The following is a 15,156-nucleotide window of genomic DNA, read 5'->3' as shown; positions in this document are numbered from 1 at the left end:
AAATAGGTAGGTGACTAGACCAACGCCCTGTGCCGCTTCCTTCAGCGCGCGGTATACTGCGCGACCATTCGAGGAGGGCCCCATGGTCGAACAAACTGAACTCAACCGGCTTTTCTGGCACAGCCGTCGCGGCATGCTGGAACTGGACGTACTGCTGGTGCCATTCACCCAGGAGGTCTATCCGACCCTGAGCGAAGCTGACCGCGAACTCTATGTGCGCCTGCTGAGCTGTGAAGATCAGGACATGTTCGGCTGGTTCATGGAGCGCACCGAATCTGAAGACCCGGAGCTGCAGCGCATGGTCCGTATCATTCTGGATCGTGTCCAGCCCAAGTGAGTATTTCGACTGCCGCTGGCAGGGCTCGCGCCTGCTGCTGGCGGCTTACCTGGGTTGCCAGGTGCTGGCCCTGCTGGCGCTGTGGCTGATTGCATTACCTGGGTGGCTCGGGCTTTGCCTGCTGGCCGCTGTCTTCGCCCACGGCTGTTGGGCCATTCCCCATCGTATTCTGCTGACAGCTCCCCGCGCCATTACCGGCTTGCGCCGCAGCGCCACGGGCTGGTGCGTGTACAGCCATGCCCAAGGCTGGCAGCCGGTTCGTTTGTGTCGCGACACTGTGGCACTGCCGGGGTTGGTAGTCTTGCGCTTTGCCAGAGCTGGGCACTGGTTCGGCCAGAGCCAGTGCATACTTGCCGATTCCCTGGCGCCTGACCTGCATCGACGTTTACGGGTGCGGCTGAGGTTCAGCCGGCGCCGCTTCAACGTCAACCTCAAGCCGGAGTGAGAACGGTGTCCTTGGCCTCGGTAAGCATGCTTGGGTAGTCCAGGGTGTAATGCAAACCACGGCTCTCCTTGCGCTGCATCGCCGAGCGGATCATCAGTTCCGCCACCTGTGCCAGGTTGCGCAATTCGATCAAGTCGCGGCTGACCTTGTAATTGCTGTAGAACTCGTCGATTTCATCCAGTAACAGGCGTACGCGGTGTTCGGCGCGCTGCAGGCGCTTGCTGGTGCGTACGATGCCCACGTAGTCCCACATGAAGCGCCGCAACTCGTCCCAGTTGTGCGCGATGATCACGTCTTCGTCCGAGTCGGTCACTTGGCTGGCGTCCCAGCAGGGCAGGGCGTTGGGCATGCTGATCCGGCCAAGGTGCGCCTGGATGTCCGCTGCCGCAGCGCGGCCATACACGAAACATTCCAGTAGCGAATTACTGGCCATGCGGTTGGCGCCGTGCAAGCCAGTGAAGCTGGTTTCGCCGATTGCATACAGTCCCGGTACATCGGTATGCCCGCGCTGGTCGACCACGACGCCGCCGCAGGTGTAATGCGCAGCAGGCACCACCGGGATCGGTTGGCGAGTGATGTCGATGCCAAACCCCAGGCAGCGCTCGTAAACGGTCGGGAAGTGACTTTTGATGAACTCTGCTGGCTTGTGGGTAATGTCCAGATACACACAATCGACACCCAGGCGCTTCATTTCGTGGTCGATGGCGCGCGCGACGATGTCGCGGGGGGCAAGCTCCTCGCGCGGGTCGAAGCGCGGCATGAAACGCTCGCCATTGGGCAGGCGCAACAGCGCACCTTCGCCACGCAGCGCCTCGGTGATCAAGAAGCTCTTGGCTTGCGGGTGATACAGGCAAGTGGGATGAAACTGATTGAATTCCAGGTTGGCCACCCGGCAGCCAGCCCGCCAGGCCATGGCAATGCCGTCACCGCAGGCACCGTCGGGATTGCTGGTATAGAGGTAGACTTTGGCGGCGCCGCCGGTGGCAAGTACTGTGAAGCGCGCGCCGAAAGTGTCGACTTCGCCGCTGTTGCGGTTAAGTACGTAGGCACCCAAGCACCGATCGCCCGGCAGGCCCAGGCGGCGCTCGGTAATCAGGTCCACGGCGACCCGTTGTTCGAGCAGCTCGATGTTCGGGCGCTTGCGCGCTTGTTCCAGCAGCGTGGTGAAGATCGCTGCGCCAGTGGCGTCGGCCGCATGGATGATGCGCCGATGGCTGTGGCCACCCTCACGGGTCAAGTGGAACTCGAAGCCGCCATCATCGACGCTGTAATGTTCGTCGCGGGTAAAAGGCACGCCTTGTTCGATCAGCCATTCAATGGCTTCGCGGCTGTGCTCGACGGTGAAGCGCACAGCGTTTTCATGGCACAACCCGCCACCGGCGTTGAGGGTATCTTCGACATGCGACTGTACGGTGTCGGTATTGTCCAGTACCGCAGCGACCCCACCCTGGGCCCAGAAGGTCGAACCATTGGCCAAGTCGCCTTTGCTCAGCACGGCAATACGCAAGTGGTCCGGAAGGTTCAGTGCCAGGCTAAGGCCGGCTGCGCCGCTGCCGATCACCAGGACATCATGTTGGAATTGTTGGCTCATGTCGGGACACTAGTAATCTTTGGAAAGGGCACGGCACAATAGCCACGTGCAGATGGCAATGTGAAACTATCGTGAATGCTGGCCGGGCTGTATTTATAGCAGCCCGGGGTGGCGAATATCTATGACAGTTGGGGCGTTGCATCAATCTTTGCGGGAACTTTCCGATGCGGCCGGAAATCCTAAGAAGGCTGTCCGCACGCCAGATTATGCCAAGGCGACGCGGGGCGGCAGCTCTATCCGGGCTGACACCTGCGTAATTTGAAACCTGTTTATCGACGTCGCGAGCCGTGATTACGCCGCGTCTTCCGTGCGAGCCGACCGAGGGCCGCAGGAAACTTGCTTGGAGGGGAGAACTTTTGCGCAAAGCCCGAGTCTATGTTTGCAAGCCTCAACAAAGGCTGCTGCAACGCTCCTTCGAGTTCACTGAGGAGTGTTCATGCTAACCCAGGAAGAGGATCAGCAGCTTGTCGAGCGCGTGCAGCGCGGCGACAGGCGAGCGTTCGATCTGTTGGTGCTGAAGTATCAGCACAAGATTCTCGGGTTGATCGTGCGGTTCGTTCACGATACCCACGAAGCCCAGGATGTGGCGCAGGAAGCCTTTATCAAGGCCTACCGCGCGCTTGGCAATTTCCGCGGAGACAGTGCGTTTTATACCTGGCTGTACCGCATCGCCATTAACACGGCGAAGAATTACCTGGTGTCCCGTGGAAGACGGCCGCCAGACAGCGATGTGAGCTCCGAGGATGCGGAGTTTTACGACGGCGATCATGGTCTCAAGGATCTCGAGTCCCCAGAGCGCTCGTTGTTGCGGGATGAAATCGAAGGCACTGTCCATCGCACCATCCAGCAACTGCCAGAAGATTTGCGTACGGCGTTGACCCTGCGTGAATTCGATGGGTTGAGTTATGAAGACATTGCCAGCGTCATGCAATGTCCAGTGGGTACCGTGCGCTCTCGAATCTTCCGCGCTCGGGAGGCCATAGATAAAGCCCTGCAGCCGTTGTTGCAGGAAACCTGAGACAGCGGCGACAGCCAAGAGAGGAACCGTCATGAGTCGTGAAGCTTTGCAGGAATCGCTGTCCGCGGTGATGGATAACGAAGCGGACGAACTGGAATTGCGTCGGGTGTTGAACGCCGTCGACGACGCTGAAACCCGTGCCACCTGGTCGCGTTACCAGGTAGCGCGTGCAGCAATGCACAAGGAGCTGTTGCTGCCTAAACTGGATATCGCCTCGGCAGTATCTGCAGCCCTGGCCGACGAAGCCGTGCCGGCTAAGGTCAAACAAGGCCCGTGGCGCACGATTGGCCGTCTGGCTGTTGCTGCTTCGGTCACCGTAGCGGTGCTGGCAGGCGTGCGGATGTACAACCAGGATGAAATCACTGGCGCGCAGCTCGCTGCCCAGCAACCTGCCCAGCAAGGCCTGACCATGCCACAAACTCAAGGTCCGGCTGTTCTGGCAGGCTACAGTGAAAGCAGTGAGCAGCCGACTGGGCCTATGGCCAACGGCGTGCTGCAGAACCAGGCCGGTTGGGACCAGCGTCTGCCAGGCTATCTGCGCCAGCACGCTCAGGAATCTGCGCTCAAGGGCACTGAAACCGCTCTGCCTTATGCCCGCGCTGCCAGCCTGGAAAACCGCTAAGTAAGGAGGCCCATGCGCGCGCTACCTCTGCTGTCGCTGCTGATTGGCAGCTGCATTGCGGTGCCAGCGTTGGCGGCCAATTCCTCGCCTCAGGCGAGCGAATGGCTGAACAAGCTGGCACGGGCCGAGCAAAAGCAAAGTTATCAAGGCTCTTTCGTCTACGAGCGAAATGGTAGCTTCTCTTCCCACGATATCTGGCATCGCGTTCAGGACGGCCAAGTCAGCGAGCGGTTGCTTCAGCTCGACGGCCCCGCCGAGGAAATCGTGCGCCTGAACGGCAACGTGCAGTGCGTCAGTGGTGCCCTCACTGGCGCAGCCAGCGGATCCAGCAGTCTGCCTGATGCTGCGCCGCACCTTCTCGACCCGCTCAAGCTCATGAGCTGGTATGACCTTGCAATGGCTGGCACGTCCCGAGTGGCCGGGCGTGACGCGGTAATTGTCACGCTGACCCCGCGAGACCAGCATCGCTATGCTTTCGAACTTCATCTGGACCGTCGCACTGGCTTGCCGCTTCGTTCATTGATGCTCAATGACAAAGGGCAGCTACTCGAGCGTTTCCAGATGACGCGTCTGGACACTCAAGACCCACCTAGCGACAAGGACCTGCAGGCCAGTGCCGCCTGCAAACCGATCCAACCCGGCGCTACCACCACCACTACGGCGGTCGCGGGTTGGCGGTCGGACTGGCTGCCGCCTGGCTTCGAGCTGATCAACAGTGCGGTGCGCCGTGATTCCGAGCGTAACAGTTCAGTCAGTAGCCTGATGTACGACGATGGCCTGGCTCGTTTTTCGGTTTTTTTGGAACCGGTGAAGGATGATGGCGGTGCCGATGTGCGGACCCAGCTCGGGCCGACCTCCGCTGTATCGCGTCGTTTGAATACCCCAAAAGGAAAAGTGCAGGTCACCGTGGTCGGCGAAATTCCGTTGGGCACCGCGGAGCGTGTAGCGCTGTCGATGCGCCCTCAGGATGCCCAGGCGCGCCAGTGATGGCGTGCATTGTCGGGGCGGTTGCAGGGTTTTTGACGGGCGAATTGGCATGCGGCTGAAATGAAATTAAAGCATTGTCATTTGCAATCTTTCGGCAAATTTTCTATAGGTCAGGCTTCTAGGAGTCTGGCCTTTCCTGCTTTAGGCAGGGCTATTTCCAACTACCGCTCGTTGTGACGGGAGCCGTATGTCAATACCACGCTTGAAATACTACCTAACGATATTCGCCGCCGTGCTCATGCTCGGCCAGGTGCTCACTGCTCAGGCCGATGAAGCCCTGCCGGACTTCACCACCCTGGTTGAGCAAGCCTCGCCGGCAGTAGTGAACATCAGTACCAAGCAGAAGCTGCCTGACCGCGTTGCTGCCGGGCAGATGCCCGACCTCGAAGGCCTGCCACCGATGTTCCGCGAGTTCTTCGAACGTAACATGCCGCAGCAGCCTCGCTCGCCGCGCGGCGATCGTCAGCGCGAGGCCATGTCTCTGGGCTCGGGTTTCATCATCTCCAGTGATGGCTACGTACTGACCAACAACCATGTGGTAGCCGATGCCGACGAGATCATCGTGCGTCTGTCCGACCGCAGTGAGCTGCAGGCCAAGCTGATCGGCACTGACCCACGTACTGACGTAGCGTTGCTGAAGGTCGATGGCAAGAACCTGCCGACCGTCAAGCTTGGTGACTCGGAAAAGCTGAAGGTGGGTGAGTGGGTGCTGGCCATCGGTTCGCCGTTCGGTTTTGACCACTCGGTGACCAAAGGTATCGTCAGTGCCAAAGGGCGTACCCTGCCCAACGATACCTATGTGCCGTTCATCCAGACAGACGTTGCCATCAACCCAGGGAACTCCGGTGGGCCGCTGTTCAACATGAAGGGCGAAGTGGTAGGCATCAACTCGCAAATCTTCACCCGTTCCGGCGGCTTCATGGGCCTGTCGTTCGCGATTCCAATCGATGTTGCCATCGATGTGTCCAATCAGCTGAAGAAAGATGGCAAGGTCAGCCGCGGCTGGTTGGGCGTGGTGATTCAAGAGGTCAACAAGGACCTGGCTGAATCCTTCGGCCTCGACAAGCCTGCAGGTGCTCTGGTCGCCCAGGTACTGGAAAACAGCCCGGCAGCCAAAGGGGGCCTGCAGGTGGGTGATGTAATTCTGAGCATGAACGGCCAACCGATCATCATGTCGGCAGATTTGCCACACTTGGTCGGTAGCCTCAAGGATGGTGAGAAAGCCAAGCTGGAGATCATCCGCAACGGCAAGCGCCAGACCCTGGACGTGGCCGTCGGCCCGATGCCTGACGACGATGCCGATATCGGCACTGGCAGCAGTGCTGATGGCAGCGCCGAGCGTAACAGCAACCGCCTGGGCGTTTCGGTGGCAGACCTGACTGCAGAGCAGAAGAAAACCCTGGAGCTCAAAGGCGGCGTGGTCATCAAGGAAGTACAGGATGGCCCGGCTGCTTTGATCGGGCTGCGCCCAGGTGACGTCATCAGCCACCTGAACAACCAGGCAGTCACTTCGGCCAAACAGTTCACCGAAATCGCCAAGGATCTGCCGAAGAATCGCTCGGTATCGATGCGCGTCCTGCGCCAGGGCCGTGCCAGCTTCATTACCTTCAAACTCGCTGAATAAGCGGGCTTTGCGGGTGACCAGGGGGCAGCTTCGGCTGCCCTTTTTCATGAAAGTTCACAATTGCCAGGGGCAATGCTGTGTACAGTCCGATAGAGGAAACTCCCATATCCCAACAGCTTAAGGTACAATTCCCGGCTATTTTTCGGCGGGCGTCCGGCTCGCAGCCTTTTCCGAGTGTTGACCCGTGAGTGATTTGAGTCATATCCGCAATTTCTCCATCATCGCCCACATCGACCATGGCAAGTCGACGCTGGCCGACCGTTTCATTCAAATGTGCGGTGGCCTGACGGCGCGCGAAATGGAAGCCCAGGTACTGGACTCCATGGATCTGGAGCGCGAGCGCGGTATCACCATCAAGGCCCATAGCGTCACGCTCAATTACAAGGCGCAGGACGGCAAGGTCTACCAGCTCAATTTCATCGACACCCCTGGTCACGTCGACTTCACCTATGAAGTCTCGCGTTCGCTGGCCGCTTGCGAGGGTGCGCTGTTGGTGGTCGATGCAGGCCAAGGCGTCGAAGCCCAGTCGGTTGCCAACTGCTACACGGCCATCGAGCAAGGCCTGGAAGTCATGCCGGTGTTGAACAAGATGGACCTGCCCCAGGCCGACCCGGATCGCGTCAAGGACGAGATCGAGAAGATCATCGGCATCGACGCTACCGACGCCGTTGCCTGCAGTGCCAAAAGCGGCATGGGCGTGGACGAGGTGCTCGAGCGCCTGGTTCATACCATCCCCGCGCCAGAAGGCGATATCGATGCGCCGCTGCAGGCGCTGATCATCGACTCTTGGTTCGACAACTACCTTGGCGTGGTATCGCTGGTGCGTGTGCGCCACGGGCGCGTCAAGAAGGGCGACAAGATTCTGGTCAAATCCACCGGCAAGGTGCATCTGGTCGACAGCGTCGGTGTGTTCACCCCCAAGCACACTCAGACGGCCGACCTCAAAGCTGGCGAGGTGGGCTTCATCATCGGCAGCATCAAGGACATTCACGGTGCGCCGGTGGGCGATACCCTGACCTTGTCCACGACTCCTGAAGTCGAAGTGCTGCCTGGCTTTAAGCGGATCCAGCCGCAGGTCTACGCCGGCCTGTTCCCGGTCAGCTCCGACGACTTCGAGGACTTCCGCGATGCCCTGCAGAAGCTGACCCTCAATGACTCTTCGCTGCAGTACATGCCAGAAAGCTCCGATGCCCTGGGCTTCGGTTTCCGTTGCGGCTTCCTCGGCATGCTGCACATGGAAATCATCCAGGAGCGCCTGGAGCGCGAGTACGACCTGGACCTGATCACCACCGCACCAAGCGTGATCTACGAGCTTGAACTGAAAACCGGTGAAACCATCACCGTCGACAACCCGTCCAAGCTTCCAGATGTATCGGCCGTGGCTGATTTCCGCGAACCGATCGTCACCGCGACCATCCTGGTGCCGCAGGAACACCTGGGTAACGTCATCACCCTGTGCATCGAGAAGCGTGGCGTGCAGCGCGACATGCAGTTCCTCGGCAGCCAGGTGCAGGTGCGCTACGACTTGCCGATGAACGAAGTGGTGCTGGACTTCTTCGACCGCTTGAAGTCGACCAGCCGCGGCTATGCTTCGCTGGACTACCATTTTGATCGCTACCAGTCTGCCAACCTGGTCAAGCTGGACGTACTGATCAACGGCGACAAGGTCGATGCCCTGGCATTGATCGTGCACCGTGACAATGCGGCTTATAAAGGCCGTGCGTTGACTGAGAAGATGAAGGAGCTGATTCCTCGGCAGATGTTCGACGTGGCGATTCAGGCTGCCATCGGTGGCCAGATCATTGCGCGAACGACCGTCAAGGCACTCAGAAAGAACGTACTGGCCAAGTGCTACGGTGGTGACGTCAGCCGTAAGAAGAAACTGCTCGAGAAGCAGAAGGCCGGTAAGAAACGCATGAAACAGGTAGGTAACGTGGAAATTCCACAAGAAGCCTTCCTCGCCGTGCTCAGGTTGGATAGCTAGGTCCTATGTCGCTAAATTTCCCGCTGTTGCTAGTCATCGCCGTTTTCGTCTGCGGTCTGCTGGGCTTGATCGACCTGCTGTTCCTGGCCCCGCGCCGGCGGGCAGCGATCGCCAATTACCAGGGCAGCGTCACTCAGCCAGAAATGGCGGTGGTCGAGCGCCTCAACAAGGAGCCGCTGCTGGTCGAGTACGGTAAGTCGTTCTTCCCGGTGCTGTTCATCGTGCTGGTGCTGCGGTCGTTCCTGGTCGAACCGTTCCAGATCCCTTCGGGGTCGATGAAACCGACTCTGGAAGTGGGCGACTTCATCCTGGTGAACAAGTTCTCCTATGGCATTCGCCTGCCGGTGATCGACAAGAAGGTCATCGAGGTCGGTGACCCGCAACGCGGCGATGTGATGGTGTTCCGCTACCCAAGCGACCCGAACGTCAACTACATCAAGCGGGTAGTGGGCCTGCCGGGCGACACGATCCGTTACACCAGCGACAAGCGGCTGTTCGTCAACGGTCAGCCGATTGCCGAGCAGTTGGTCGGTACCGAGCCTGGAACGTTGGGCAGTGCCGAGCTGTACAAAGAGAAACTTGGCGAAGCCGAGCATCTGATCCGCAAGGAGATGACCCGTTATCGCATGCCGCCGGACCAGCAATGGACCGTGCCGGCTGGCCATTACTTCATGATGGGCGACAACCGCGACAACTCCAATGACAGCCGCTACTGGGATGACCCGAAAATCCCGAAGGAGCTGCATGGGATGGTGCCGGATCGCAACATCGTCGGCAAAGCCTTCGCCGTGTGGATGAGCTGGCCAGAACCCAAGCTCAGCCACTTGCCTAACCTGTCGCGGGTCGGGCTGATCCATTGATACCCTTCGGCGCTGTCCTAAAGACAGCGCCGAATGCATTTCTGACATAGGCTGTGATCTCAGGGAACGAGAGTTTCGCCGCTCGCCGCGACGGACCACAGCCAAACAGTCTTTCAGGATGTTGATTTGAACAACGCGTTGAACAACCTGCGGGTGGCTGCATGAGTGCTTCCCTTGCCCGTCTCGAGCGCAAGCTCGGCTACACCTTCAAGAACCAGGAGCAGATGCTGCTGGCCCTGACCCACCGCAGCTATGCCGGGCGCAATAACGAGCGCCTGGAGTTTCTCGGTGATGCCATTCTCAACTTCGTCGCTGGCGAGGCGCTGTTCGAGCGTTTCCCGCAGGCCCGTGAAGGCCAGTTGTCGCGCTTGCGCGCTCGCCTGGTCAAGGGTGAGACCCTGGCCCGTCTGGCCCGTGGCTTCGACCTGGGCGAGTATCTGCGTCTGGGTTCGGGTGAGCTCAAGAGCGGTGGCTTCCGCCGGGAGTCGATCCTCGCTGACGCCCTCGAGGCGCTGATCGGCGCCATCTACCTGGACGCAGACATGCAGACCGCACGCGAGCGTGTGTTGGCCTGGCTGACCGATGAGTTCGAAGGGCTGACCTTGGTCGACACCAACAAGGACCCGAAAACCCGCCTGCAAGAGTTTCTGCAATCGCGCAGCTGTGAGCTGCCGCGTTACGAAGTGGTCGATATCCAGGGTGAACCGCACTGCCGAACCTTCTTCGTCGAATGCGAAGTAGTGCTGCTGAACAACAAAAGCCGTGGTCAGGGTGTCAGCCGGCGTATCGCCGAGCAGGTCGCCGCCGCCGCTGCATTGATCGCCCTGGGCGTGGAGAATGGCAATGACTGAAAACAATCCGACCCGCTGCGGTTACGTGGCCATTGTCGGCCGCCCCAACGTGGGCAAGTCGACCCTGCTGAACCACATCCTGGGGCAGAAGCTGGCCATCACCTCGCGCAAGCCGCAGACCACTCGTCACAACATGCTCGGTATCAAGACCGAGGGTGAGGTACAGGCGATCTATGTCGACACCCCCGGCATGCACAAGGCCAACGACAAAGCACTGAATCGCTACATGAACCGCAACGCGTCGGCGGCTCTGAAAGACGTCGATGTGGTGATTTTCGTGGTCGATCGCACCCGTTGGACCGACGAGGACCAACTGGTGCTCGAACGTGTGCAGTACGTCACCGGCCCCCTGATCATCGCCGTCAACAAGACTGACCGCATGGAAGAGAAGGCCGAGTTGATCCCGCACCTGCAGTGGCTGCAAGAGCAGTTACCCAACGCTGAGGTGATGCCGATCTCGGCGCAGCAGGGCCACAATCTCGACGCGCTGGAAGCTCAGATCGCCAAGCATCTGCCGGAAAATGACCACTTCTTCCCGGAAGACCAGATCACCGACCGTAGCAGCCGGTTCCTCGCCGCTGAACTGGTGCGCGAGAAAATCATGCGTCAATTGGGTGCGGAGCTTCCGTACCAGATCACCGTGGAAATCGAAGAGTTCAAGCAGCAGGGGCATGTGCTGCACATCCATGCATTGATCCTGGTCGAGCGTGACGGCCAGAAGAAGATCATCATTGGTGACAAGGGCGAGCGCATCAAGCGCATAGGTTCCGAGGCGCGCAAGGACATGGAAGTGCTGTTCGACTCCAAGGTCATGCTCAACCTCTGGGTCAAAGTCAAAGGCGGCTGGTCCGACGATGAGCGCGCCCTGCGTTCGCTGGGCTACGGCGACCTGTAACCGACCCCGATAATCGGCTTACTCTGTGGGGGCGGGTTTACCTGTGAATGCGATGGCGGCTCGACCGCCGCATTCGGCGGTGAACCCGCTCCCACAGTTGTTTGTGAAGCATAGAGATGCCACATGGACCAGCCCACCCCCCAACCGGCCTACGTTCTGCACAGCCGCGCCTACAAGGAAACCAGTGCGCTGGTGGACTTTCTCACGCCCCAAGGCTTGATGCGTGCAGTACTGCGCCGTGCGCGCGGTAAAGGCGGGAGCCTGGTCAGACCATTCGTACCTCTGGAAGTGGAGCTGTACGGTAAGGGTGAGCTGAAGAACGTCAGGCGGCTGGACACCGTTGGTATTGCTGCCTGGTTGCATGGTGATGCGCTGTTCAGTGGGTTGTACCTCAATGAACTATTGATGCGCCTGCTGCCGGCTGAGGCACCGCAACCGGAGTTGTTCGAGCATTACGCCTTGACCTTGCAGGCATTGGCCCAAGGACGTCCCTTGGAGCCGCTGCTGCGCACCTTCGAGTGGCGGCTGCTGGAGGACCTGGGCTACACCTTCTCGCTCAGCCATGACATCAACGACGACCTGATCCAGGCCGATGGTACTTACCGCCTGCGAGTCGATGCGGGCCTTGAGCGCGTGCACCTCGCCCAGCCTGGGCTGTTCAAGGGTACCGAGTTGCTGGCTCTGGCCCAGGCCGACTGGGAAGCACCGGGTGCTTTGCTTGCGGCCAAGCGCTTGATGCGCCAGGCATTGGCGGTACATTTGGGGCCAAAACCGCTGGTCAGTCGGGAATTGTTTCGCAAGCGCTGAGCACGTCGTATGCTGTGTGGCTCAAACTTCAGGAGAGCCTTTCGTGACTCACAGCAACCGCATGCTCCTCGGCGTCAACATCGACCACGTGGCGACTTTGCGCCAGGCCCGCGGCACCCGCTACCCGGACCCGGTCAAGGCTGCGCTGGATGCCGAGGAAGCAGGCGCCGATGGTATCACCGTACACCTGCGTGAAGACCGCCGGCACATCCAGGAGCGCGACGTCCTGCTGCTCAAAGACGTGCTGCAAACGCGCATGAACTTCGAAATGGGCGTCACCGAAGAGATGATGGCCTTCGCCGAACAGATCCGCCCGGCGCACATCTGCCTGGTACCCGAGACCCGTCAGGAGCTGACTACCGAGGGTGGCCTGGACGTGGCCGGCCAGGAAGCTCGGATCAAGGCGGCGGTCGAACGCCTGTCGCGTACCGGCGCTGAAGTTTCACTGTTCATCGACGCCGACGAGCGGCAGATCGAGGCGTCGCGTCGGGTCGGCGCACCGGCCATCGAGCTGCATACCGGGCGCTACGCCGATGCCCATACCCCCACCGAGGTGGCCGAGGAACTGCAGCGCATCGTCGATGGCGTGGCGTTTGGCGTCGGCCAGGGGCTGATCGTCAATGCCGGCCATGGCCTGCACTACCACAACGTCGAAGCCGTGGCTGCGATCAAAGGCATCAATGAGCTCAACATCGGCCATGCGCTGGTCGCCCATGCCTTGTTCGTAGGCTTCAAAGCGGCCGTGGCCGAGATGAAGGCACTTATCGTCGCAGCAGCGCGCTGAGCCTTTTGCGACCTCAGCAGCCCTCACGGCCCCCGCCCGAAGTTACTTGCGTGCCAACAGAGTAGCGCGACGTGGGGCCGGCAGGCCCTCGATGGTTTTGCCGTGATCATTCGGGTCGAGGAAATCGCTTAGCGACTGGTAGCGCATCCATTCGGTACTGCGCTGTTCCTCGACGCTGGTGACGCTCACGTCCACGCAGCGCACATCGCTGAAGCCTGCGCGGCGCAACCAGCGTTCCAGGGCCGGAACCGACGGCAAAAACCACACATTGCGCATCTGCGCGTAGCGATCTTCAGGCACCAGCACCTGGTTTTCGTCCCCCTCGATCACCAAGGTTTCCAGCACCAGCTCGCCGCCCTTGACCAGGCAATCCTTGAGCGCCAGCAGGTGTTCGATGGGCGAGCGGCGGTGGTAGAACACGCCCATGGAAAACACCGTGTCGAAACCTTCAAGGTTTGCTGGCAGTTCTTCCAAGGCCAACGGCAGATGCCAGGCGGGCAGTTCGGGCAGGTAGCGCTGCACGGCCTGGAACTGGCAGAAGAACAGCCAGTTGGGGTCGACGCCGATGACCATGTCTGCGCCTGCGCCCAGCATCCGCCACTGGTAGTAGCCGTTGCCGCAGCCGACATCGAGCACCCGCTTGCCTTTGAGATCCAGGTGCGGGCCTACCCGCGACCACTTCCAGTCCGAGCGCCATTCAGTATCGACGTGCACCCCGAACAGGTCGAATGGGCCCTTGCGCCAAGGCGACAAGCCCATCAACGCCTGGCGCATCTGTGCACGGGTAGCGTCATCGCACGGGCAGTCCAGGCGTAAGCCGTTGACCAGGTCGATGACGCTTGGCTGCAGGGCTGGCAGCGCCTCGAGCGCCCCGCGCCAGCGGTCAAGGTCGCCGTGTCCTTTTTCCAGCTTGGCTTGAAGTTGAGCTTGCAGGCCTTGGGACCACGCAGCCAGAGGGGTGCCCGCCAGGCGGCGGATAAGTGGAGACAGATCGATCATGGCAGGGCTATCAGCGAGGCGAAATTGAGGCATTGGAACCAGGGCACCACGTTGCCGAAGCCCGCCGCGTGCAGGCGTTCCTTATGGGCTTCGAGGGTGTCTGGCTTCATCACGTTTTCGATGGCGGTGCGCTTCTGGGCGATTTCCAGTTCGCTGTAGCCATTGGCCCGCTTGAAGTCCAAGTGCAGGTCATTGAGCAGGTCGTGCTGGTCTTCATCGGCGAAGCACAGCTTTTCAGAGAGGATCAGCGCCCCACCTGGCAGCAGCGCTTGGCGGATCTGGCCAAGCAGTGCCAGGCGTCGTTCCGGGGCGATGAATTGCAGGGTGAAGTTCATCGCCACTACCGAGGCAGGTTGCAGGGGCAGGGTGAGGATGTCGGCCTCCAGCACCTCGACCGGCAGCAATTCCTGGAACATCGAGTCCTGGGCGGTGAGGTACTGGCGGCAACGCTCGACCATGGCGGCGGAATTGTCCACTGCGATTACCCGGCAACCGTCGCTGCGCACATGCCGTCGCAGCGACTGGGTCACGGCACCCAGGGAAGCCCCGAGGTCGTACAGCGCGGTGTGGGGCTGGGCGAAGCGGGCGGCCAGCACGCCGAGGTTCTCGACGATGGTCGGGTAACCTGGAACCGAACGCTTGATCATGTCCGGGAACACGCGCACTACGTCCTCGTTGAACACGAAGTCGGGAACTTGCTCCAGAGGTTGGGCGAATAGGCGGTCGGGCTGTTTACTCACGGTGAATCCAGGCGGCTGACGATATGCAGGGCCGGCATTCTAGCCAAACCGCAGCATCGATGCATGATTGGCTGACCAGCGCTTGGCGATCAATGCACCCGTATCGCGCAATCGAAGGTCTGCACCGGGCGTACTTCCGGGGCCCAGGGTTGTTGGTAAATCAGCACCAAGTGCCCTTCACCGGCGGCGCGGGCCTGGTAGCGCCAGGTGGAGATGCCCGAACTGCCAACCAGGCCGGCGTCCTCTGGGGCGCTGTATACCTCGGGGCCTAGACTCTGCAGCACGTTGGACGCAGGGTTCTGCACCAGCCAGCGGTAACCGGTGGTGGGGTTGCTGGGCAGCGTCAGCGTAAGGCTCTGGCCGACCTGCAAGCGCTTGGGACATTCGCTTTCGGCGTCCAGTTCGACGGCATTTTTCGGCTGCTGGGCGCAGGCGGCGAGCAGGGCGAGGCTCAGGGGAACGAGCAGACGAGGTGCGGTCATGGGAGCTCCAGAGGCTGGCGATGGCCTGAGGATAACCGAAGAATGAAAGATTTTGTGCTGCCGATGCCAGGCTCTGCGCGGGTGACCACCTTAGGCAGTGGCGACCTCATGCGAGCAACTGCCTTGGCTA

16 protein-coding genes are annotated in these 15,156 nt (G+C 60.5%); 12 read left to right on the top strand and 4 right to left on the bottom strand.

What is annotated here, in order from left to right; translation table 11 throughout:
* Positions 1-82: 82 nt before the first annotated feature.
* Both J5M56_RS11000 and J5M56_RS10995 read left to right on the top strand, forming a co-directional pair.
* Positions 83-337, top strand: coding sequence for a succinate dehydrogenase assembly factor 2 (locus J5M56_RS11000; RefSeq protein WP_008094993.1), 255 nt, complete (start codon positions 83-85; stop codon positions 335-337).
* Complete coding sequence (locus J5M56_RS10995; RefSeq protein WP_207936838.1) at positions 321-782, top strand: protein YgfX; 462 nt, start codon at positions 321-323, stop codon at positions 780-782. Before J5M56_RS11000 ends, J5M56_RS10995 begins: the two co-directional genes overlap by 17 nt.
* On the opposite strand, the gene nadB is transcribed toward J5M56_RS10995, so the two are convergent.
* The gene (gene nadB / locus J5M56_RS10990) at positions 769-2,373 is read right to left on the bottom strand and encodes an L-aspartate oxidase (protein ID WP_186477564.1); all 1,605 of its coding nucleotides are present in this window, start codon (positions 2,371-2,373) and stop codon (positions 769-771) included. The two genes, J5M56_RS10995 and nadB, sit on opposite strands and share 14 nt — an antisense overlap.
* A gap of 436 nt (positions 2,374-2,809) precedes the next feature.
* On the opposite strand from nadB, the gene rpoE reads away from it, so the two are divergent.
* The 10 genes from rpoE (at position 2,810) to pdxJ (ending at position 12,805) form a co-directional block, all read left to right on the top strand.
* On the top strand, positions 2,810-3,391 hold the full coding sequence (rpoE, locus tag J5M56_RS10985) for an RNA polymerase sigma factor RpoE (protein WP_003252049.1): 582 nt from the start codon (positions 2,810-2,812) through the stop codon (positions 3,389-3,391).
* Between the two features lie 31 nt (positions 3,392-3,422).
* Positions 3,423-4,013: an RseA family anti-sigma factor gene (locus J5M56_RS10980; RefSeq protein ID WP_186477565.1), complete on the top strand. Its 591-nt coding sequence runs from the start codon at positions 3,423-3,425 to the stop codon at positions 4,011-4,013.
* Between the two features lie 12 nt (positions 4,014-4,025).
* Positions 4,026-5,000, top strand: coding sequence for a MucB/RseB C-terminal domain-containing protein (locus J5M56_RS10975; protein WP_207936836.1), 975 nt, complete (start codon positions 4,026-4,028; stop codon positions 4,998-5,000).
* Positions 5,001-5,187: 187 nt separating this feature from the next.
* Positions 5,188-6,624 (top strand): DegQ family serine endoprotease, encoded by a 1,437-nt coding sequence (locus tag J5M56_RS10970; protein ID WP_186477567.1) that lies wholly within the window; start codon positions 5,188-5,190, stop codon positions 6,622-6,624.
* A 184-nt stretch (positions 6,625-6,808) separates the two neighbouring features.
* The gene (gene lepA, locus J5M56_RS10965; RefSeq protein WP_060477883.1) at positions 6,809-8,608 is read left to right on the top strand and encodes a translation elongation factor 4; all 1,800 of its coding nucleotides are present in this window, start codon (positions 6,809-6,811) and stop codon (positions 8,606-8,608) included.
* A gap of 5 nt (positions 8,609-8,613) precedes the next feature.
* Positions 8,614-9,468 carry a signal peptidase I gene (gene lepB / locus J5M56_RS10960; RefSeq protein ID WP_060477882.1) on the top strand — a complete coding sequence of 285 codons (855 nt, stop codon included), beginning with the start codon at positions 8,614-8,616 and terminating at the stop codon, positions 9,466-9,468.
* Between the two features lie 161 nt (positions 9,469-9,629).
* Positions 9,630-10,319: a ribonuclease III gene (gene rnc / locus J5M56_RS10955; protein WP_060477881.1), complete on the top strand. Its 690-nt coding sequence runs from the start codon at positions 9,630-9,632 to the stop codon at positions 10,317-10,319.
* Positions 10,312-11,214 carry a GTPase Era gene (era, locus tag J5M56_RS10950; protein WP_060477880.1) on the top strand — a complete coding sequence of 301 codons (903 nt, stop codon included), beginning with the start codon at positions 10,312-10,314 and terminating at the stop codon, positions 11,212-11,214. Before rnc ends, era begins: the two co-directional genes overlap by 8 nt.
* 123 nt (positions 11,215-11,337) lie before the next feature.
* Positions 11,338-12,021, top strand: a complete 684-nt coding sequence (gene recO, locus J5M56_RS10945; protein ID WP_186477568.1) for a DNA repair protein RecO — start codon at positions 11,338-11,340, stop codon at positions 12,019-12,021.
* Positions 12,022-12,064: 43 nt separating this feature from the next.
* Complete coding sequence (pdxJ, locus tag J5M56_RS10940; RefSeq protein WP_060477878.1) at positions 12,065-12,805, top strand: pyridoxine 5'-phosphate synthase; 741 nt, start codon at positions 12,065-12,067, stop codon at positions 12,803-12,805.
* A gap of 42 nt (positions 12,806-12,847) precedes the next feature.
* Here pdxJ and cmoB read toward each other — a convergent pair whose 3' ends face one another.
* From cmoB to J5M56_RS10925, 3 genes are all read right to left on the bottom strand, one after another.
* Positions 12,848-13,804 carry a tRNA 5-methoxyuridine(34)/uridine 5-oxyacetic acid(34) synthase CmoB gene (gene cmoB, locus J5M56_RS10935; protein ID WP_207936834.1) on the bottom strand — a complete coding sequence of 319 codons (957 nt, stop codon included), beginning with the start codon at positions 13,802-13,804 and terminating at the stop codon, positions 12,848-12,850.
* Positions 13,801-14,544 (bottom strand): carboxy-S-adenosyl-L-methionine synthase CmoA, encoded by a 744-nt coding sequence (cmoA, locus tag J5M56_RS10930; RefSeq protein ID WP_186477569.1) that lies wholly within the window; start codon positions 14,542-14,544, stop codon positions 13,801-13,803. Before cmoA ends, cmoB begins: the two co-directional genes overlap by 4 nt.
* 89 nt (positions 14,545-14,633) lie before the next feature.
* On the bottom strand, positions 14,634-15,026 hold the full coding sequence (locus J5M56_RS10925) for a protease inhibitor I42 family protein (protein WP_060477875.1): 393 nt from the start codon (positions 15,024-15,026) through the stop codon (positions 14,634-14,636).
* Positions 15,027-15,156 lie beyond the last annotated feature (130 nt).

Source organism: Pseudomonas sp. 51_B (assembly GCF_017491595.1).
Taxonomy (GTDB): domain Bacteria; phylum Pseudomonadota; class Gammaproteobacteria; order Pseudomonadales; family Pseudomonadaceae; genus Aquipseudomonas; species Aquipseudomonas promysalinigenes.
This window is presented reverse-complemented; position numbering and strand designations above follow the sequence as displayed.